Genomic DNA, 21,123 nt, shown 5'->3' on the forward strand with positions numbered 1-21,123 from the left:
ACCAAGGAGGCAGTTATTTACCTCTCAAATATCATTAATTAAGATATGTTTTCATTTTGACAAATGATTCTTTCTCAAGAGACTCTTTAATAAGCTCATCTGCCTTGTTAGAATCTAATTCCTTTGCAATAAGGATACGTGCTGTAGAAATTGCCAAATCAATAGCCGATGAAGAAACCATGCGTATTGCATCCGCTTCTGCTTGAGCTATTTTTTGCTCTGCCAATTTATTGCGGTTTTTTACATATTCTTCTGCTTTTGTACGAGCCTCAGCAATAATGGATTCAACTTCATGCTTTGCTGCTGCAATAATTTCTTGCGCATCTTTTTCTGCTTCTGCATGTTTGCGTTGATATTCAGCCAATATTTCCTGTGCCTCTTCACGAAGACGCAGAGCTTCATCCAACTCATCTTTAATACGCTTCGCGCGCGCATCAAGATGGTGTATAAGCTTCTGTGGAATTTGTAAATAGACTAAAAGAGCCAAAAAAAGAACTAACCCAACAAATGCCCAAAAAGTATCAGTCATCTTTGTCTTCCTCAATAATCCGCAGTTTTAACAACTGAACGGACAGCCTCTTTGCTGATATCAACGTCAATCAATTTTTTCACAATTTCAAGGGCTACTTCTTCAGCGATAGAACCAACATTTTGCATCGCTCTATCCCGAATTTTTGCTATCTGTTTTTCAGCATCTGCGAGTTTTTTTTCTAAACTCTCTTCAATTTCTTTCCGTTCAAGCTCTGCTTTTTCTTTTAATTCTTCACTCGCTACCTGCGCTATAGCCTGCGCTTTCAAACGCGCTTCTGCTAATTTCCGCTCATAAGTTTCAACAACAATGTCTGCTTCCTGCTTCATGCGCATTGCCTGATCTAAATCAGACGCGATTCGATCTCGCCGTGTTTCAATAACACCACCAATACGTGGTACAATTACACGAGAGATAAAAAGATAAAAAAGTCCGAAAGAAATTGCCAACCAGAAAAAATGCGAACCAAAATGTACAAAATCAAAAGGCGGAAACACACGATTTGCATGCTCTGCCACCTTTTTAATATGTTCTATCGACGTTTCAGTGTTCTGTGCATAAGCGCTTGAAACAAACATCTTCTTTCATCCTTTAAATAGCTTACTAAAGCCCTCTCTAACCGATGATAACTGACTGACATCTCTCTGATTAAGAGCTAAAAGGGTAAATCTTTCCTCATGCAAGAACAGATATACCCCTTTGATGATGATCAAACCCCAAAAAGAAGTAATAAAGCAATGAGCAACGAAAAAATTCCCAAAGCTTCTGTTACAGCAAAACCAAAGACGAGACGCCCAAACTGACTATCTGCTGCTGATGGATTTCGTAATGCACCAGAAAGATAGCTACCAAAAATATTACCAAGCCCTAAAGCTGTTCCAGCCATACCAAAGCAAGCAAGTCCAGCGCCAATATATTTTGCTGCAAGCACCATTTCCATGTTATTCTCCTTTAAAGCGAAATTGCATTATTCGACGGAAAACCGCCAGTTCTATTAATGTCCTGGGTGAATTGCATCATTAAGATACATACAAGTTAAAACCGTAAAGACGTAAGCCTGAAGAAATGCGACCAAAAATTCAAGAGCAGTAATCGCTACAGTCATAATAAGCGGTAAAACCGCACCACCCACACCTACGAGTCCCACCCCAATCATTGAAACAACAAACCCAGAAAATACTTTAAGCGTAATATGACCAGCAAGCATATTCGCAAAAAGACGAAGAGAAAGGCTAATTGGACGAGAGAGAAAAGAAATAACCTCAATCATTGTCACCAGAGGCAAAACCACAACAGGAACCCCACTGGGAACGAACAGTTTCAAAAAACTGACCCCATGCTTATAAAAGCCATAACCAATCACTGTCAAAATTACCACCATTGCTAACGAAAACGTGATCATGATCTGAGATGTAACCGTATAAAAATAAGGAAAAAGACCAATAAAGTTAGCAACCAAAATAAAAGTAAACAGAGAAAAAACTAAAGGAAAAAACTGCATTCCCTGTACACCAGATGATTCCCGCAGAGTCGATGCTACAAACTCATATGCCATTTCCGAAAGAGACTGCATCCGCGTTGGAACCAATCCACGACTTGATGATGAAATGAAGAGAAAAATAGAAGTTATAACAACCGTGAGAACTGTGAACAATGATACATTTGTAAACGATAAATCCATATTTCCTATGGAAATCTTAATCAGCCTTGAAATCTCAAACTGATGAATAGGATCTGGAGCGTGCGCTGTCACTTCAACCTCATTTATCGGACCTCTCATTGGGCCCTTTATCTTGTTTGTCTTGGCGCAATACGCCTTTTTTTCCTAATTGACTGGAGGGAACATACCCCACAGACCGAAGAATACTCACTATACCAGCAGCAAATCCAAAGAAGAGAAAAAATACCAATCCCCAAGGATACGAACCTGCTAACTTGTCAAACCCCAACCCCAAAACAACACCAACTATAACACTCGCCAGAAACTCACTGGAAAGCTTAATTGCATCTGCCATCCTTCCTTGTGATTTTTCCCGCTTATTCTTATTCTCTCGTTTCTTTAATGCCTGCTTGCGCACTAAAGCTACGCTTAAGTTCCTACTACGACATTCCAAATCCTCTGAATGAAGACAGTCTCCTTGCTTCTCCTCTTCAGCCTCCTTCCGGCTTATAACGGGTTTCTCGCCCATCGCCATCATTGGCTCCTTAATTAAAAAGAAAAGCAAGAATGCATTTCATAAAACCGTGTGCATCATATTGTTCTCAAATTTATTCGTCAAGATACTAAAAGAAATCTATAACAAATTATCATATAAATTTTATTGCAGAAATAACGTATTTTTCAATTTACATACTCTCTTAAAAAGATATTCTGAGAACCTAAACCGATTTCACGACAGCACCCGTGAATGTATAATGAAAAGTTTCCGTATAATATAAAACTTATAGAATAATCATTTTTACGCTTAACAAGAGGTGTAAACTGATACCATCTTATTTTCCAGCTCCCAATGCTATATCAATCCTAGCTTTGAAAGAGAACATAGAAAGCTAAAAAACAGTGTGAGAGCGTTGGTTTTCTTCTTTTATTCAAATAAACTTGCACTTTTTATTTTATGAAAATAATAATTAATGGTTTCTATATCCTGTTCGCAAAGTATCTTATATTATGCCATTACAGGCCCCATCACTCAATAAGCTTGAGGATATTAAGAGAGCTTTCTTTAAATATGAGATATTAATAAATCTAAAATTTCAAATAGATCAAGCCAATAGAACACAATAAAATTTAAATACGATCGCCATAACACTTTATACAATTTTAATCCACTTTTGTGAATTTCGCCCTTTACAATTGAATATCAGTAGATTCAGCAAATATTTTTGCTTTTTATTTAGACAAACTATTGTAAGCAAAAGCGCTTACATAACCTTTATTTTTATGAAACGATAATTTAATGCTTCTTTTCAAACGAGCATCATCATTATATTCCCCTACCCTCATATTGCATCTATTCTTGCATTTAAGTAACCCATTAAGAGGATTATGTACTCTTTCTTAAATACTCCCTATCAAACTCTTCTCATAACATGTAAATAAATGATCTTTATCAAAATGAGAGAGCTCTATTCAATAACGCTCATAGTAAATGATTATCAATAAAATTTAAAAAGTTATCATTTCTTCTTGGAACGTGTCGCAAAAGGATTATCAGAGGCTCGCAATGATATGCGAAGGGGTATACCAGACATATCAAATGTTTCACGTAACCCATTGATAAGATAGCGCAAATACGACTGGGGCATACTTTTGGGGCGCGAGCAAGAAATCATAAATCCAGGCGGACGTGTCTTAACCTGTGTGATGTATTTAACCTTAAGTCGACGGCCAGAAACCGCAGGAGGCGGATGATGTGCCACAACAGTTCCAAGCCATTGGTTCAATTTAGCCGTTGAAATGCGACGATTCCACACACGGTGCATCATCATGACATTTTCCATCAATTTATCAATTCCTTGACCATATTGTCCTGATAAAGGAACAGCTCTCAAACCACGAACTTGAGGAAGAAATCGCGCACATTTTTCATGCAAATCAATCAATGTGATCTGACTGTTTTCAATAAGGTCCCACTTATTGAAAGCAATAATGGGAACACGCCCTTCACGAATCACAAGATCAGCAATTTGTAAATCCTGCTTTTCAAAAGGTATCGTTGCATCAAAAACAATGACTACCACTTCTGCAAAACGAATAGCACGCAAAGTATCTGCAACAGATAGTTTTTCTAATTTTTCTTGAATTTTTGATTTTCGACGTAAACCTGCAGTATCAAAAAGTTTAATATGACGACCACACCATTCCCAATCTACAGAAATAGAATCACGCGTGAGTCCTGCCTCTGGTCCTGTTAACAAGCGCTCTTGTTTCAACATACTATTGATAAGGGTGGATTTTCCTGTATTGGGACGCCCCGCAATTGCAATCCTAATGGGTTTACTTTCATCGTAAATAAGCTCCTCTTCCGCCAAATCGTTTACATCATCACCAACAGATGCAAGCTGTATCGTAATATCTTCTTCTTTATTATTGCCCAAAGCATGCTCTGACCCAACAGCATCTATAATTGCATCACGCAGATCACTAAATCCCAAACCATGTTCAGCCGATATCGGGCAAGGCTCCCCCAAACCTAATGACCACGCCTCATACTCTCCTCCTGTTGCCGCTCTTGACTCAGATTTATTGGCAACAAGCACAATTGGCTTTCCTGATTTGCGAACCAATGAAGCAAAATTTAAATCACTTGGTGTTATTCCGCTCTTTGCATCAAATACAAATAAAATAAGATCAGCTTCATCAATCGCAGCTTTTGTATGAGAACGCATACGCCCCTCAAGTGTATGATCACCTGCTTCCTCCAGCCCAGCCGTATCAATCACATCAAAACGTAGATCTTGAAGTTTTGCCGCATGAATACGCCGATCACGTGTTACACCAGGCTTATCATCAACCAAAGCCAATTTTTGCCCAACCAAACGATTAAATAATGTTGACTTCCCAACATTGGGACGACCAACGATAGCAATGGTAAGGCTCATCAATTTATTCCTTATTTGCCTTGCCCTCAGCTTGTATAAGCTCAAGCATTATTCGAGCCCGATCTGTTATTTTTGAACCCAAAGCACCTTCTTCAGAAATTTTCTTAAAATAATAAACCGCCTCATCCATTTTATCCGCCTTATAAGCAGCTAAGCCTAAAGCCTCTCTTGCAGACATACGCATAGGATTGGTATCACTTGTCATATCTTTGATGCGCTTTTCAACATCAGCGAATGTCCCTGTATCAACCAGAATATAAGCTGCCCGAATTTTTGCAACTTTCTGCAAAATCTGCGGTGCTTTCTCATCCGCTGCAACAGAATCAAAGATCTCCACTGACTTAATAATATCACCTTTCTCCATGAGTAAAGAAGCCTCACGTAAACGAGCAAGAAAAGGATACCCCCCAAAATGAGAGGTTTTAACAGTTTCTAATTGCTTTATCGCTTTATCAAAATGACGTGTATCCGCAAAATCAAGACTTTTTACAAATGCATCACCAATATAACCAGCTTTCTTTATTTGCTGATGATGGTAAATTTGATAAGCAACTATCATCAATATAAAAAGAATAGCTGCTCCAATAATTGAAAAACCATACCGTCTCCAAAAAGCAAGCGCCTTTTCCTGACGAAATTCTGCATTCACTTCAGCAATAAAACTATCATACGACATATATCATACCTTGAAAAAAGTTACTTTATCTGTGCTTTTACGCATAAATGGACCAAGATGGTAGTCCTAATTAACTAAAAATCTTTAAATTGCTCGTTTATTTATTTTAAATCAACATGTAGCCAAATCAATCAGATTTTTGCAACAGTCTTAATCGAAAATGATGTAAACGCCCTGTTTGTTCACATTACAGCTTTTACATATATTGTCTTGAGTCTTATAAAAAATTCACTGTTTTAATATTTATCATGATTGCCTATCATCTCAAGCGGATTTTCTCCCCATTATATAGAGAGATAATCTTTTAAAATCTTCAACGCAATTTTTGGCTGTATTGGATTATAGAATTATAATTCTTTCAATAACTTGAATAAAAAGTAAATTTCCACGAATATCTACTAAAACCAAATAGATAAATTTTTATCTGTATTAAAAATACCGAAGCGCCATGATAAAATAGGGTATAATTCCAAATCTTCAGTTAAAGCTCTTTATACCTCTTTATACAAAGTGTAACTCTTCAACTTATCTTCATCCGATTAACAACTTTTTGTAATTGATTCTTAAAGTTTTTAAAAATATCCTATTGTAAAGGCCAAACCCACATAAGCATTGGAACAGCAATAATAACAATCAACACCGCCAATGGAGCACCCAAACGTGGATAATCACTAAAACGATATCCTCCTGGTGCCATCACGAGCATATTACTTTGATGTCCAATAGGTGTAAGAAACTCACAGCCTGCACCAATTGCAACAGCCATCAAAAAAGCTTCGGGCTTATAATGAAGGGAATGAGCAAAACTTGACGCAATTGGTGCTACCATCATCACTGTTGCTGCATTATTCAAAAATGGCGTGACCAACATAGCTGTCACCAACATAAGCGCTAAGGCACCAGATGGTGGAAAAAATATTGCCAATTGGCTCAGCCATTGGCCAATGAGATCCGTACATCCTGTTTTCTCTAACGCTTCACTCACTGGAATAAGAGCCGCTAATAGGACTAATATTGGGCCATCTAATGCCTGATACAGATCACGCGCGGGCAAAACGCGAAAGATAACCATTGCAGCAGCAGCAGAAAAGAAAGAAAAAGCAACTGGAACAATATGAAAAGCTGTAAAAATAATGGCTATAAATAAAACAGCTAAAGAGATGAAACCATGTCGTAAATTTCCAAACACAATATTTCGTTTTGCTAGGGGCAAGCATTTCAATTCTCTTAATAAATTTGGAATAACTGCATCCTGTCCTTGCAAAACAATCACATCGCCAAGATGGAAAATAATATCATCAAGTCTTCCCCGTACCCTTTCATGTTGACGACTTAACGCAAGCAAATTTACATTATAGCGATCAAATAGAGAAAACTCTTTCGCACTAATGCCCATAAGAGGTGAATTATGGGTAATGACTGCTTCAATAATATCAATGTCACTGTCCTTATCACCTGCAGCAATAGTTCGCCCCTTAGAAAACTCTAAACGAGCAGAGTTCATCACGCTATCTAACCCTGTATGCGACCCTTCCAGTAAAATAATATCATTTTCAGACAAAACAAAATCTGGTAATGGTGAAATAGATACTTTGTTTCGGATGATTTGAATCACCATAACGTCACCACTTAATGGCTTAACCAAATCAACAATATTTTTCCCTATAATCGGTGAATTTATTGGAATATGTACTTCTGCAACATAATTACGAATATCAATGGCATCATCAAATGATACACCTGAACGCACACGCACAGGTAAAAGCCAATAAAAACAGACCAAATATACAACACCAGCCGTCGCAATAACCGCACCAACTGGTGTAAAATCAAACATAGTAAAAGGTGTTCCTGCTAAACGTTCTTGCATCGCTGAAATAACAACATTGGGAGATGTTCCTATCTGTGTCATAAGCCCCCCCAACAAAGAACCAAAGGCCATGGGCATCAAAAAGACAGAAGGAGAAACCTGAGAACGACGTGCAAACTGAAAAGCTATCGGAAGCATAATAGCCAAGGCACCAATGTTTTTAACAAACATTGATAATACGACAACAGAAAGAACTAAAAAAGCTAATTGAAGACGCACAGATTTTACATCTGGCCATATCCGTTGAATAATAAACTCCATTATACCAGAGCGCGATACGGCCGTACTGACAACAAACACACTCCCCACAATAATAACAATATCATTACTAAAACCGCTAAAAGCTTCCTTCGGACTGACAAGACCAAGAGCACAAGCTATTAATAACGTACAAATAGCAACAAGATCATAACGAAATCGATCCCAAATAAAAACAACCATCATAAGACCCATGATCGAAAAAGCTATTATTTGATTTTCTGTCATAACACTCACCTCTCCCCATTAAATTATAATACACAAAAATATATTTTTATGTTTTAAATATTCCTATAAACAGCAGCAAGATAAAAACAGACATCGGAATATTTTAGGATAATTTTAAAATGATAAAAAATTATGATGCGCATAAACTTTCCTCTCCTTATTATGCGTTCTTTTCTATAAAGTGCTGAACCCAAAGAAAATTGATAAAAGTTGATAAAGCTATATTGCAAAAAAGATGAGAATAACTCTAATATAGAGAGTAGATAATTGTTGAAACTGGTACACGCTATATTTAAACCTTTGTCGTTGCTTAAAAGAATTTATCTTCACTCTCAATTCAAAGAGTGATAAAATGAAAGAAGAAAGAATGGTCAATCTTAATAGTGGGTATCAAAGTAACCTCAGATATTGGCTCACTTGCATTATTGGATTTGTTGCTATCTTAGCAATTATAATTGTTGGTGGATTTTATATCGCAAAACCCTATCTTGATAGTTTTGTAAAACAAGAAATAGCCCGTCGTGGCATAAAAGCCGAAACATCTGAAGTAAGCATTCTAGGTAGAGTCAATTTGAAGAATGTGACATTACCCGTTCCAACTGATACATCACTTAGAATTGGTGCCATTTCTGCCCGTCCTCCCCTTTCCTTTATTCCCGGAACTTTTACATTTTATAATGTGGATTTAAAGCATAATAATATTCATGTGCAAATTCCCCAAATTTCTCTTCGGAGTATATCCTTAAAAGAAAAAGATAGAACGATAACATCACGGCTTTTACAATCAATGATGCGTATTGAGCTTTCCTCAATTATTGCTCCCAATATACAACTTTCTATAGAAAATAAAAATAACCGAATAGAAACAGTTGACGTCAAGAATTTCCAGCTTTCTGATTTTAAAAATGGCCATATCCGTTCAGTTAGTATTAAAAATATGGATCTTAAAACAGTTGCAGTAAATGGTGCCAAACAGATGCAGCTTATGGCTAAAAGTGATACAATAAAAGCCCATGATATCGATATCAACTATGCCTATTCTATCATTTTTGGAAAAAACAACGCTCTCAACCAAGGTAAAATCGTTACTGGCCCCATTTCTCTGAATAATGTAAGTGTCGATGTTTTTGAAGAAGCGGAAAAAAATAGTTCTTTCTTCCTCGGACAGTTTAAAACATCTGGTTTAAAAATGAAGCCGCTTGAACAAACTCCTGAAAAATTGATCAAAGCTTATCTTAATGCAAGAAAAGAGAATAATAAAATCGCTGAAAAAATAGCACAAAATGGTCTTCTTCTAAACATACTGCTCGCCATTACCTCAGCGGATGCCAAAATTGATAATATCACCGTTGATATACCGCAGTTAAAAGCAACTCTCGAATCACTCCAATTTAAACCAACCTTATGGAAACAACCTATCCCCAAAAAGCTTTTTCTTTCTCTCAATAACCTTTCCGTTTTACCTAAAAAAATGAATGAAAAAGACTTAGAGTTCTTCAAAAATCTGAACTTTGAGCGCTTTGACATTTCAGGAAAAATTGATATTTCTTACGATGAAAAAAGACGGATGCTCCTTCTTGATGCAATGTCTTTCAATATGAAAGACGTTGGATCTGGGAACATATCGGCTAAGGTTATTGATGTTGATGAAAAGCTTTTTTCTGGTCAACAAAATGTAATGATTGCTGCTTCTCAAGACTTTGGCATCAATGAAATTGATGTGCAATATAGGGATGCAGGTTTCATTGATAAGCTTTTTTCTTATCTTGCGCAAAACCTTAATGACAGCCAACATGATCTTAAAAAGGAACTATATGACGATTTCTATCTAATGATGACGCAGACCCCAAAAATGCTGCTGAAAAATCATGACGAAGCAGAAAAAATTTCAAAATCCTTAGGGGAATTTGCTAAAAATCCACAAACATTGATTGTTAAAATTAAAGCAAAAGATAATAAAGGGCTCACAATGGTTGATCTCGAATCTGCTTTACAAAATGATCTATCCAAGGCTTTAAACAAAGTACATCTCATTATTAAAAATGAAGCATCACCTTAAACATTTTGTGCTTTAAATATGATGATCTTGTCTATAAATTAAGAACTTTATTCCTCTTTTTGCTTTTATATGATACAGAAGGTATCATATAAAGTCATTTACACAGAGAATATAGAATCTAAAATTATCGATTCTTGGAGTTGTTCATGTCTGATTTATCTTCAAATCGCCTGCCTAATCGCGCTTCTCGTGTCACCAATCAAGCCCTTTCTGCGATCGAGCGTTTTCTCCATATTGAAGCTCTTAGTGGTATTGTTCTTTTATTAGCTGCTGCTGCTGCACTTATTTTTGCCAATTCTAAATATGCTGCTTTCTATGAATCTTTTTGGCATACACCTCTTGGCTTTAATTTGGGTCATTTTACTCTTTCATGGGATTTACATTTCTGGGTTAATGATGCCCTTATGACTATTTTCTTTCTCGTCGCAGGAATGGAAATTCGACGCGAAATTCATGAAGGTGCTCTTGCCGATTTTAGACAAGCAATCTTACCAATTGTTGCAGCGATAGGGGGCGTTTGTGTTCCTGCAATTATTTACTTTATCTTCAACTTTAATGAGGGGCATATACGCGGTTGGGCTGTGCCAACAGCAACAGATATTGCCTTTGCTCTAGGTATTCTTGCTCTTCTTGGAAAAAAAATTCCTTCTAATCTTCATATTATTCTTCTATCATTAGCGATTATTGATGATATTATCGCTGTTCTTATTATTGCTTTTTTCTACTCAACAAACATTGATCCTAGCGGTTTAATGATTGCAGGAGCAGGTATTGCTTTAGTGCTATTTTTTCAGTGGATCGGGCTTGCATCAGCATGGCTTTACATTTTACCTGGTGCAATCATCTGGCGGGGTCTAATGGTAACAGGTGTTCACCCGTCACTTGCTGGTGTAATCTTAGGAATGATGACTCCCGTTCTTCCTACCCGTACTCTTGTAGCGCCACTCACTATGCTCAGTAATGCTATGCAAATTCTTCAAGAAAAAAATACAAAAACAGATCTGCATCATATTTCAACCGCATTGAAAAAAATGCGCAAAGGACAACGGGCCATGATTGCTCCAGTAACACGCGTTCAAAAAGCGTTGCATCCATGGGTTGCATACGGTATTATGCCGATCTTTGCCTTCGCAAATGCAGGAGTAAGTTTTGCAAACTTTGATCTTTCTTCTGACAAATCATTCTTGATTGTTTTGGGTGTTGTCATTGGTCTTTTCGTTGGTAAGCCTCTTGGTATTATCACAGCTAGTTATATAGCCGTAAAATCAGGGCTATGCCGCCTACCCCCTCATATGACATGGACAGGCGTTTTACTCATTGGTTTTTTAGCTGGAATTGGCTTTACAATGTCTATCTTTGTTTCAATGCTTGCTTTTAAAGATATTGTTCTGCTTGATGCGGCAAAAATTGGGGTCCTTTGTGGCTCTGGTTTATCTGCTCTTATCGGTCTGGGATATGGATTTATTTATATTAAGCGCAATACAGGAATTTCTCATAATTCCTAACAAACTAACTGAAAATATATTTTTATGCAGAACTTTTAAAAATAATTTTTCTTATTTGTTGGGTTCGGACAATATTTAATGTAAAATCCGTTGTCTCGCCTCATCTTTACACTTATGAAGGAGAAAACTAACATCATCATACTATTTATGAGCTTCTAATGTTGCACCAACCTTTGACACTTAGAAGATTCATAAGAAATGTTTTTTTTCTTTCTTCAATAATCTTTTACTCATACACCTGCTCCACTTGTGATGTGCATAGGAATGACTTTAATTGTTTCAATATAAAAGGCTTCATGGTTTTAGCGAAGTTTCCTTTCATCCAAACTATCATTCACTATAAAGAAAAATTAATTATTATAAATCAATATCTTATGTTTAATTATAATAAAAAGATACGAATAAGCGAAATTCAATAATCAGTTAAGTAACTCCATGGCTTATTTTTTTCCAATAAACCACCTTCCTCGTTACTGATTTTATTGCCGATATTCTAAACAACTTTAATTTTTATTTTCTTAAAAGGTCATTATTTTTTGGTGAAAATATTTGATTTATAATAATAATTTATCACTATAAATCTTGAATGGAGTCCAAATATCGTAAGATTTTCTCATTTCAAATCTGTACATGATGCATCAATCAAAACTATTCGCTTACACGTCACAAGCCGAGGAAAAGTATGGATTATTTGAAGAAAAAAATAAGAATGCTTCATCATATCCATACAAGAGCTGTTCAACACGAAAACTAAAAAATTAAATGATGACGACCAACTGAGAGCTTTGATCTAAGTAAAGGAGATGGTCCCCAATAAATTTTACGTTACAGCATCCACAGGCGTCGTAATGGGGTTGGAGAGAAATATTTTTCAAAACAAGCGCGTAAATTGGCAATATAATAGCGTTTTGTTTTACGTGGAAGGCATATACGATTTAAATAACGCAATAAACAAAAACGTGAATCAATGTGTAATATCCATTATTTAAAAGATATTGCTGTCAATACCTTTGAAAGCCGTAAAGCAGAATTAAAAGGAAGTTGTAAAATAGAAGCTGGTTTTCACTTTTATGGCTCTCCCCCAATTAGGTTTTATCTCCATTTCAGAGGTTACCCCAACAGGTATACGCAACATCCTTGTTCTTATCTGGTATACAAAAACAGGAGTTGCTCATAGGCCCCTTATCCGTTTCAATATACATCGTCAAACATGCATCTGCGCTGACATTAGATATTGATACAGCTAACAAAAAACAATATTTTCGAGACTTTCGAATTATACAACACCACATTAAATACAATAAGAGTAAAATAATATTGTAATGAAAATTCTTATTTATATATAAATCACGTAGAGTTAACACACATTGTATAAAAATAAATTATAGAGAAAATTTAGTAAGTTACCTCATATTTAAAAATCTTATTCTATCAGCTGTAATCTTCAGTGAAATATTTGTTGCTGGTCGTGAACATAGTACCACACAGGTACAGATACAAAAAGTTGTAAAATCAAAGACGTATGCAGATCAAAAAAGCTCTTTGCAAATAAAAAAATCGTAAAATATCTAAAAACTATAAGCTATACTACTCAAGATGCTTTTTTCATTGCGCATAATTCTGGATTGTTCAAGAAGCAAATTAATAGTAGGCAATCTAATACAACCAGTGATGGCAGAGAACTTCTAAACGCCCCCTATCTACTGGGTGCTCAAGCGTATTATCTTATTCTTGATGGGGAAGCATATAATGAAATGGTTTAGCATATTTACATATTCAACATGGAATAATTAAGCGATAAAAAAATAGACAAGAACAAACTAAAAACTACAAAAGACTATAGAAAATAATATTTATAAAAATATCTTTATTGGGAATAAGTGTATTAATTATCGCACTTTGATAACATATATTATATTCACATGGAACATCCCCATTCGAATGCATTATTCTATAAGAGAATACTTTCGCATTCATATACTGAATAAAAACAAATTGTGGAAAAAAATATTTAATGAAATTAAAATAATAAAAATGGCTATATTTCTTACAAGAAGAATTTTACTTACAAAGGCTACCATTTGAAAAATATGTAAACATGATAAGAAACTAGCACGACATACTGCAAAAACGAAAGAAGTATTTCATGCGTCATTGGCAGTATGACACCGAAAATACTTGTAATAGAGTAGTTAAGGGAAGAAAGTTAACCTAAAGAACATATGGAGGCATCGAAAACTCTGAAAATCTTAATCATAATTTAAAAAAATAAATAGACATGAAAAAAAATTTAAGTAATGAAATCATAAAGCAACACACTATAACATTATCATTTAATTTTGATCTATAATTACATGATTTTATGAAAAGTTCTTCTCGAAGAACTATAAGCCGTAAACGCATAAAATATAGTAATTCTATAACTTATAGCGCAACATAAATATTGTCTATAGAGATATATTTTTTATTGCTTCATAATACGGAAAACATTAAATTTACAAGATATACATAAAGCTATAAACGACCATTTGAGATAAGCTAAATATCTCTAAAAAATACATCTTCGATTCTATTTTTGGTAGTCCGTCACTAATCCAATGAGCTCAAATTTCTCTAAGATTTATAATATTAAATCTGTATTCACGAGGCTGTCCCTCATGTCACATGCATCCTTTGAATAAACGCAGTGCGTTGCACCTTATTCTATTAAGTCCTTATATCGTAAAGACTTCTCCATCCCTCTCTATAGGCTCTAAAACGTTTATAGACGGCATATTTTATATCCCTTCCTAAACAGTTTTTTACCCAAACATCTTTCTTCTTGTAATGTATAAGCGACCGTTTTTAAATTCATCATGAATACGTTTAAAATGAGAGAGTTTTGCTGTATTAATATTCTATTTAAGTTAAAAATATAAATTGTCCTTAACAAAAATTATTAATATATATTAAAGCTTTATGTTATTGAAACTTTGTTGAAACTAAAAAATACTTATTCCTTATCAAGGGCATAAACAGCATGTAATGTTCTAACTGCAAGTTCAGTGTAAGCACTATCAATCAAAATAGAAATTTTAATTTCTGAGGTCGTAATTGCTTGAATGTTAATACCCTTTTCAGCCAAAGCCTTAAATGCTGTAGCAGCAACACCTGCGTGGCTACGCATTCCAATACCAATCACCGATACCTTAGCGAGATCGCTTTCAAATTGAAGAACATCAAATCCAATTTCTTTGCGATTCTTCTCAAGAAGTGCAACGGCTTTTTCTACATCCGATGATGGTACAGTAAAAGTCATATCAGTTTTTGAGCCATCTTCAGAAATATTTTGCACAATCATATCAACATTAATGCGTTCTTCAGCCAATGGACCAAAAATTGCTGCCGAAATCCCTGGACGATCGGCAAGCCGACGAAGGGAAATTTGCGCTTCATCCTTAGCAAAAGCAATACCAGTAACATTTTGTTGTTCCACGATTTCATCCTCATCGCAAATAAGTGTTCCAGAAGAACTCATTGGATCCCCCATGCCTAACGCATCAGGATCATCAAAACTTGAACGCACAAAGGTACGAACCTTATGAACCATTGCCAATTCAACAGAACGAACCTGTAAAACCTTTGCACCAAGAGAAGCCATTTCCAGCATTTCTTCAAAAGCTACTTTTGGTAAACGACGCGCTTTCGGTTCTATACGTGGATCCGTTGTATAAACACCATCTACATCCGTATAAATATCACAGCGATCAGCTTGTACAGCCGCAGCTATAGCAACAGCACTTGTATCTGATCCCCCACGCCCTAAGGTAGAAATCCGGTTATCCGGAGCTAACCCTTGAAAACCAGCAATAACGGCAACCTGACCTTCCTGAAAACACTCGATTAAAAAAGATCCATCAATATTAGTAATACGTGCACGGCCATGCGCATTGTCTGTATGAATAGGAATTTGCCAACCAAGCCATGAACGTGCATTCACCCCCATTTTTTGAAGTGTCAAAGCCAACAAACCTGAAGTAACCTGTTCACCAGAAGCAACTACAACATCGTATTCACGAGCATCTCTATGCGTGAAGGAAGCATCACACGTCCACTGAACAAGCTCATTGGTTTTACCAGCCATCGCAGATACGACAACTGCAACCTCATTACCTGCATCAACCTCTCTTTTGACATGCCGTGCAACATTATGAATACATTCAATGTTTGCTACAGATGTTCCACCAAATTTCATGACAATGCGCGCCATTAATAACACTCTTACCTTTACATCTCTTATCTCAGACGGTAATGAGAATTAGATGCTGTATCAACTAACCATTTTCTCGACATAGCGAATATCTATCATTTGTGCAAGTTTCATTATGATTATATTAATTTCTCTTGATTTTGTATAAAATCTACTTGACCTGATCATTTAAAATAAAAGGAAGGCAACATGATCGATGAAACACAAACAACTGTTGATCAAAGTGAAATTGATCATTTTTCACGTATTGCTACAGAATGGTGGAATCCACAAGGAAAATTTCGACCTCTTCACCAATTTAACCCAACGCGCCTTGCTTATATCAGAGAAAAAATCTGTTTAGAGTTTAATCGTGACCCTTTTTCGCTTACGCCCTTTGACAATTTGAAAATTCTTGATATTGGCTGTGGAGGAGGCTTGTTATCTGAACCAATGGCACGTCTTGGCGCTATGGTCGTAGGCGTTGATGCTGCACAAACAAATATTGAAGTCGCAAAAACCCATGCAGCTCAAAATGACCTTTCCATTGACTACCGTACGACGACAGCAGAAGTACTTGCCAATGAAGGAGAAAAATTTGATATCATCCTTAATATGGAAGTTGTTGAACATGTCGCTGACGTTAATCTCTTCATAGCAGCTACAGCGAAAATGTTGAAACCACAAGGGTTAATGTTTGTCTCAACACTTAACCGCACATGGAAAGCATGGGGGCTTGCTATTGTAGGCGCTGAATATATTTTACGTTGGCTTCCTAAAGGAACACATGATTATAAAAAATTCCTAAAACCTCTAGAACTTAAAAATTTCTTATCAAACAACGCTCTGACTGTCATTGATGAGATAGGTATTACTTATAACCCATTAAACGACACCTGGAATCGCTCAAGAGACATGGGTGTTAACTATCTCCTTCTCGCAAAACGGTCTTAAGGATATGTAATTTACAAATATTATATGCCTTGTAATAAAGAATTGAGCCTTCCCTCAGCCTCTAAAGCATAAAGATCATCACAACCACCCACGTGATAATCACCTATGAAAATTTGCGGAAATGTATTACGTCCATTTGCGCGCTGTACCATTTCTTGGCGAAGGGATGTGGAAGCATCAATATCTGTATACTTTATGCCTTTTTTATCAAGCAAATCACGTGCTTTTGTGCAATAAGGACAGTTAGGGCGTGTATAAATTATTATCTCTTTCATAGTATTATCCTCCAATATTTTTTAATAATATTCACTTTAAAGCCCTCTTACGAGGAGGGAAAAATAGAATCTTCTTTGAGAACACGCGAAAATGTTAGCACATCAACCTGTCGCGCACCCGCATATTTTAATGCAGCAGCTGCTGCTGTAACTGTTGCACCCGTTGTAAATACATCATCAATCAGCAAAACAGAACATCCTTTGAGATATTTTTTAACCTTATGCGAAACCTTAAAAGCATTTTTTACATTAAGTTTTCTCTCTCTTGAAGAAAGACTAACCTGCGGACGGGTATGCCGACAACGAACAAGCCAACTTGGTTTTAAAAGCTTTTTTTGTGATGCTGCAATATAACGTGCAAGCTCAGCAGATTGATTATAACGCCTCTCCCAAAACCGACGAAAATGCAATGGAATGGGAATAATAACATCACAATCATCAATAAGCTCGCGTCCAGAAAACATCATCCAATTGGCCATAAATGATGCCAATTCTATATGATCACCGTATTTTAAGCGCGTTACTAAAGTTCGTGCAAGCCCTTTATGAACAATAGCTGAGCGAACACGTGAAAAAGGATGGGAATTACGAAGTGCTTCACCACTAAGAAAACCATCCCCCATATCACAAACAAAAGGAGTCCCCATAACAGGACAATAAGGTTTTGTGATAAATTGAAGGTCTTTCCAACATTCGGAGCAAATCGTACCATAAGTAGAAACATTTTGCTTACATCCAGGACAAATTGGTGGATAAAGCATCGTTTTCAAGAGTTCAATGAACTTACTGAGTATATCTCCGCTATTTAACGCCGCTTCTCGAAAATACAACATTATAAATTTAGGCTTTTACAAGTTCCCCTTAGAACAACAGTTCCTTTGCATTTCCTCAATTTATAATTTTAATTCCTTTAAAAACTCTTACCTTCTATAAATTTATTTTTCTTTCATATTATAAACTTGACAGAGCTTGCACAAATAACGAACCTTTTCAAAATATATTCTTTCATAGATCGAAAGTGTTCCACAATATGTCGCATCCTTTAATTTTTGATCATAACCGCATTGAACAATTCCGCAAACGTGCCTTCCAAAAAGCAAAAAAAGGATATGACTTTTTACTCTCTCACATGGCGGAAGATCTCTATAAACGTCTTAACACTGTTGATCGCCTCTTTACATTAGCTCTCGATTTACACAGCCATACAGACCTTGCTGCACAAGCTTTAATGAAATCTGGAAAAGTTTGTTCCATAGAACGCATTGAAACCGATACGCTTTATCAAAGCCATGATAAAAAATTCCATTTACGTCATCGAGAGTTTCTTGATTTACCTCAAAGTTACTGTGACCTTATTGTTTCACTCCTTTCATTACAATTGACCAATGATACCCCTGGTGTTCTAAGCCAGATAAAAAACACCCTTAAACCAGATGGCTTATTTCTTGCTGTTATGACAGGAGCTGGTACATTAAGAGAATTGCGCGAAAGCCTGCTACAAGCTGAAAGTGAAATTTATAGTGGAGCAAGCCCTAGAATCTATCCTTTTGCCGACATTCGTGATGCAGGCGCTCTTTTACAGCGTGTTGGCTTTGCTCTGCCTGTAGTAGACGTTGAAGATATCACAATACGTTATAATACAATGTTTGACCTTATGCACGATCTTAGAGCTATGGGAATGCAAAATGCACTCATCAATCGTTCACGACGCCCTGTATCCAAACGTTTTTTTCTCCGCGCAGCTGAAATCTATGCACAACGATTTAGTGATCCTGATGGACGTATTCGTGCACATTTTTCTTTCATCTGGCTCTCTGGTTGGGCTCCTCATCCCAATCAACAAAAACCCTTACAACCTGGTTCAGCACAAATATCTCTTACAGATGTTTTAAAGCCCCCCCAAAATATAACCTAAAATTATTTTTTAAAAATACTTTTATCTGTTGTCCGTAATATTTGACTGGTGACCGTTCCAGCTATCATTGAATCGCTCACGTTTAAAGCAGTACGTCCCATATCAATTAGCGGTTCAATAGAGATAAGTACAGCAACCAAAGTAACAGGAAGCCCCATAATTGGTAACACAATCAATGCAGCGAAAATAGCGCCTCCCCCCACACCAGCAACACCTATAGAACTCAACGTTACAACACCAACAAGCGTAGCAATCCAAGTAGGATCAAGAGGATTAATACCCATAGATGGTGCAATCATGGTCGCAAGCATCGCTGGATAAAGACCAGCACAACCATTTTGTCCAATTGTTGCCCCAAAAGAAGCTGCAAAACTCGCAATGGATTGTGGTACACCTATCCACTGTGTTTGCGCTTCAATATTCAAAGGAATACTTGCAGCACTTGAACGACTGCTAAAAGCAAATGTTAAAACCGGTAAAACCTTTTTGAAAAAACGAAAGGGATTAACCCCAGAAATACCAAGCAATACACCATGAATTCCGAAAATTAAAATAATACCAACATAAGAGGCAATGATAAAAACCAGTAAATTTAAAATATCTGCAATACGCGATAATGCCCCTACTTTCGTCATAAGTGCAAAAATACCATAAGGCGTCAAAGCAATAATAATACGGACTAACCGCATAATCCAAGCTTGTCCCACTTGAATAAATAAAAGCGCTTTTTCTCCTTTTTCTGGCTCATCTTTCTTTAAAAGGAGAACCGATGCACCTAAAAATGACGCAAAAATAACAACACTGATAATTGACGTACGTTTAGCTCCACTCAACTCAGCAAATGGATTTTTAGGAATCATAGACAAAATCATCTTTGGTATATTCATATCTCCAAGTTTAGAAATATGACCTTCGAGAAGAGCAGAAACATTTTGCCCTTCATGCACCAAACCATCAGTTGTTAATCCAAAAAAATTAACCACAAGCACACCAACCAATGCTGAAAGAGCCGTCGTAAAAAGCAATATTGAAATTGTTATTATACTCATCTTTCCAACAGCATAAACAGAATGTAAATGAGCAACTGCTGAAACGATAGAGATAAAAACCAGTGGCATAACAATCATTTGCAACAATAAAATATAGCCCTCACCAACAATGTTAAACCATTCAACGGATTTCAATAAAGTGCTTTCACCCTCTCCATAAATAAACTGCAAAACACTTCCAAAAATCAAGCCAAGGATAAGCCATAGCATAACACGTAGTGAAAGACTCCATTGCATTTTCTGACTTTGAGAAACCAACAATAAAAAAATAACAAATAGAAATAAATTGACGAAAAAATTAAATGTCATTGTCTATGCTCACTTACTATTTTTATGATTGACGTCAATAATCTGCATAATTCAAAATCAATGCATGATATTTAAAATTAACATAAAGCTTACAAGGCTTTTACAAAATCATTATTTTTTTAATTTATAGCTTAAAAGAGAATTTTTTATCTACTAATAATTGTTTAAAGAAAATAAATAAAATTATCGTCCTATTCTTTAACTTTACGCTCTCATAAAATAGTTAAAAAAGAGAAATATAAACAATATTCATTGCATCTTAATACTGAGTAATTCCAGCATATCTTACCCTATAAATGTCCTTACCACTCTCTTTTGCTATTTGAACTGAAGCGAGCTTTCCAAGCAAGGATGAATTAACAACCGAACATTCGTGATTTTTCTAGAAAATACACCCACAAGCTAATTTTATGGACTACACTCTTAACAGCTTTGATCAGCACTTCAAATATAATTATTTTATTGAAAATCCGTTTTAATTAACACATTAATTCTACACATTGTAATCTCTATTTCTATCTATTTACATAAAATATTTCTTTTTTATATAAAAATAAATTTGAGTTATACATACATAGATCTGTGGGTAGTTTTTCTACGGTCTTTTTAGCTTACTGATCGTATTGATATTGTGATTTTTGTATAATAAAATGCTCTTTCATATAA

The 21,123-nt window shown here is 35.9% G+C and carries 16 protein-coding genes; 4 read left to right on the top strand and 12 right to left on the bottom strand.

The features are described from left to right. Nucleotides 1-34: 34 nt before the first annotated feature. From PVV60_RS02935 to PVV60_RS02970, 8 genes are all read right to left on the bottom strand, one after another. Nucleotides 35-529, bottom strand: a complete 495-nt coding sequence (locus PVV60_RS02935) for a F0F1 ATP synthase subunit B (protein ID WP_273723014.1) — start codon at nt 527-529, stop codon at nt 35-37. Between the two features lie 11 nt (nt 530-540). Continuing rightward, nucleotides 541-1,107 (bottom strand): F0F1 ATP synthase subunit B, encoded by a 567-nt coding sequence (locus PVV60_RS02940; protein WP_273723016.1) that lies wholly within the window; start codon nt 1,105-1,107, stop codon nt 541-543. A gap of 131 nt (nt 1,108-1,238) precedes the next feature. Then, nucleotides 1,239-1,469, bottom strand: coding sequence for a F0F1 ATP synthase subunit C (locus tag PVV60_RS02945; protein ID WP_005773968.1), 231 nt, complete (start codon nt 1,467-1,469; stop codon nt 1,239-1,241). A 54-nt stretch (nt 1,470-1,523) separates the two neighbouring features. Next, the gene (locus PVV60_RS02950; protein WP_273723057.1) at nt 1,524-2,282 is read right to left on the bottom strand and encodes a F0F1 ATP synthase subunit A; all 759 of its coding nucleotides are present in this window, start codon (nt 2,280-2,282) and stop codon (nt 1,524-1,526) included. A 7-nt stretch (nt 2,283-2,289) separates the two neighbouring features. Next, the gene (locus PVV60_RS02955; protein WP_273723017.1) at nt 2,290-2,724 is read right to left on the bottom strand and encodes an AtpZ/AtpI family protein; all 435 of its coding nucleotides are present in this window, start codon (nt 2,722-2,724) and stop codon (nt 2,290-2,292) included. Between the two features lie 982 nt (nt 2,725-3,706). Then, nucleotides 3,707-5,131 (bottom strand): ribosome biogenesis GTPase Der, encoded by a 1,425-nt coding sequence (gene der / locus PVV60_RS02960; protein ID WP_273723018.1) that lies wholly within the window; start codon nt 5,129-5,131, stop codon nt 3,707-3,709. 4 nt (nt 5,132-5,135) lie between these two features. After that, nucleotides 5,136-5,807, bottom strand: coding sequence for a tetratricopeptide repeat protein (locus PVV60_RS02965; RefSeq protein ID WP_273723019.1), 672 nt, complete (start codon nt 5,805-5,807; stop codon nt 5,136-5,138). A gap of 583 nt (nt 5,808-6,390) precedes the next feature. After that, the gene (locus tag PVV60_RS02970) at nt 6,391-8,163 is read right to left on the bottom strand and encodes an SLC13 family permease (RefSeq protein ID WP_273723021.1); all 1,773 of its coding nucleotides are present in this window, start codon (nt 8,161-8,163) and stop codon (nt 6,391-6,393) included. Between the two features lie 352 nt (nt 8,164-8,515). Between PVV60_RS02970 and PVV60_RS02975 the strand changes: the two genes are divergently transcribed. Together PVV60_RS02975 and nhaA are read left to right on the top strand one after the other, a co-directional pair. Next, complete coding sequence (locus PVV60_RS02975) at nt 8,516-10,222, top strand: hypothetical protein (RefSeq protein WP_273723023.1); 1,707 nt, start codon at nt 8,516-8,518, stop codon at nt 10,220-10,222. Nucleotides 10,223-10,368: 146 nt separating this feature from the next. Next, nucleotides 10,369-11,727, top strand: a complete 1,359-nt coding sequence (gene nhaA, locus PVV60_RS02980; protein ID WP_273723024.1) for a Na+/H+ antiporter NhaA — start codon at nt 10,369-10,371, stop codon at nt 11,725-11,727. Nucleotides 11,728-14,719: 2,992 nt separating this feature from the next. Here the strand turns inward: nhaA and PVV60_RS02985 are convergent. After that, nucleotides 14,720-15,976 (bottom strand): aspartate kinase, encoded by a 1,257-nt coding sequence (locus PVV60_RS02985; RefSeq protein WP_273723025.1) that lies wholly within the window; start codon nt 15,974-15,976, stop codon nt 14,720-14,722. Nucleotides 15,977-16,165: 189 nt separating this feature from the next. Here PVV60_RS02985 and ubiG point away from each other — a divergent pair, with 189 nt between their 5' ends. After that, the gene (gene ubiG / locus PVV60_RS02990; protein ID WP_273723026.1) at nt 16,166-16,909 is read left to right on the top strand and encodes a bifunctional 2-polyprenyl-6-hydroxyphenol methylase/3-demethylubiquinol 3-O-methyltransferase UbiG; all 744 of its coding nucleotides are present in this window, start codon (nt 16,166-16,168) and stop codon (nt 16,907-16,909) included. A gap of 20 nt (nt 16,910-16,929) precedes the next feature. Here ubiG and grxC read toward each other — a convergent pair whose 3' ends face one another. Both grxC and PVV60_RS03000 read right to left on the bottom strand, forming a co-directional pair. Next, nucleotides 16,930-17,184 carry a glutaredoxin 3 gene (gene grxC, locus PVV60_RS02995; RefSeq protein WP_273723027.1) on the bottom strand — a complete coding sequence of 85 codons (255 nt, stop codon included), beginning with the start codon at nt 17,182-17,184 and terminating at the stop codon, nt 16,930-16,932. A 47-nt stretch (nt 17,185-17,231) separates the two neighbouring features. Further along, nucleotides 17,232-18,017, bottom strand: coding sequence for a ComF family protein (locus tag PVV60_RS03000; protein ID WP_273723029.1), 786 nt, complete (start codon nt 18,015-18,017; stop codon nt 17,232-17,234). Nucleotides 18,018-18,214: 197 nt separating this feature from the next. Between PVV60_RS03000 and PVV60_RS03005 the strand changes: the two genes are divergently transcribed. Next, the gene (locus PVV60_RS03005; RefSeq protein WP_273723031.1) at nt 18,215-19,099 is read left to right on the top strand and encodes a methyltransferase domain-containing protein; all 885 of its coding nucleotides are present in this window, start codon (nt 18,215-18,217) and stop codon (nt 19,097-19,099) included. Nucleotides 19,100-19,101: 2 nt separating this feature from the next. On the opposite strand, the gene PVV60_RS03010 is transcribed toward PVV60_RS03005, so the two are convergent. Next, entirely contained in the window at nt 19,102-20,457 is a 1,356-nt protein-coding gene (locus PVV60_RS03010; protein ID WP_273723032.1) for an L-cystine transporter, read from the bottom strand. Nucleotides 20,458-21,123: the final 666 nt, after the last annotated feature.

The sequence above is a fragment of the Bartonella sp. AU18XJBT genome (genome assembly GCF_028618595.1).
Lineage (GTDB): Bacteria > Pseudomonadota > Alphaproteobacteria > Rhizobiales > Rhizobiaceae > Bartonella.

What these genes read in the sequence shown, in the direction of transcription:
- PVV60_RS02935 (WP_273723014.1), bottom strand. Translation starts at nt 529, where the DNA reads ATGACTGATACTTTTTGGGCATTTGTTGGGTTAGTTCTTTTTTTGGCT.
- PVV60_RS02940 (WP_273723016.1), bottom strand. Translation starts at nt 1,107, where the DNA reads ATGTTTGTTTCAAGCGCTTATGCACAGAACACTGAAACGTCGATAGAA.
- PVV60_RS02945 (WP_005773968.1), bottom strand. Translation starts at nt 1,469, where the DNA reads ATGGAAATGGTGCTTGCAGCAAAATATATTGGCGCTGGACTTGCTTGC.
- PVV60_RS02955 (WP_273723017.1), bottom strand. Translation starts at nt 2,724, where the DNA reads ATGGCGATGGGCGAGAAACCCGTTATAAGCCGGAAGGAGGCTGAAGAG.
- der (WP_273723018.1), bottom strand. Translation starts at nt 5,131, where the DNA reads ATGAGCCTTACCATTGCTATCGTTGGTCGTCCCAATGTTGGGAAGTCA.
- PVV60_RS02965 (WP_273723019.1), bottom strand. Translation starts at nt 5,807, where the DNA reads ATGTCGTATGATAGTTTTATTGCTGAAGTGAATGCAGAATTTCGTCAG.
- PVV60_RS02970 (WP_273723021.1), bottom strand. Translation starts at nt 8,163, where the DNA reads ATGACAGAAAATCAAATAATAGCTTTTTCGATCATGGGTCTTATGATG.
- PVV60_RS02975 (WP_273723023.1), top strand. Translation starts at nt 8,516, where the DNA reads ATGAAAGAAGAAAGAATGGTCAATCTTAATAGTGGGTATCAAAGTAAC.
- nhaA (WP_273723024.1), top strand. Translation starts at nt 10,369, where the DNA reads ATGTCTGATTTATCTTCAAATCGCCTGCCTAATCGCGCTTCTCGTGTC.
- PVV60_RS02985 (WP_273723025.1), bottom strand. Translation starts at nt 15,976, where the DNA reads ATGGCGCGCATTGTCATGAAATTTGGTGGAACATCTGTAGCAAACATT.
- ubiG (WP_273723026.1), top strand. Translation starts at nt 16,166, where the DNA reads ATGATCGATGAAACACAAACAACTGTTGATCAAAGTGAAATTGATCAT.
- grxC (WP_273723027.1), bottom strand. Translation starts at nt 17,184, where the DNA reads ATGAAAGAGATAATAATTTATACACGCCCTAACTGTCCTTATTGCACA.
- PVV60_RS03000 (WP_273723029.1), bottom strand. Translation starts at nt 18,017, where the DNA reads ATGTTGTATTTTCGAGAAGCGGCGTTAAATAGCGGAGATATACTCAGT.
- PVV60_RS03005 (WP_273723031.1), top strand. Translation starts at nt 18,215, where the DNA reads ATGTCGCATCCTTTAATTTTTGATCATAACCGCATTGAACAATTCCGC.
- PVV60_RS03010 (WP_273723032.1), bottom strand. Translation starts at nt 20,457, where the DNA reads ATGACATTTAATTTTTTCGTCAATTTATTTCTATTTGTTATTTTTTTA.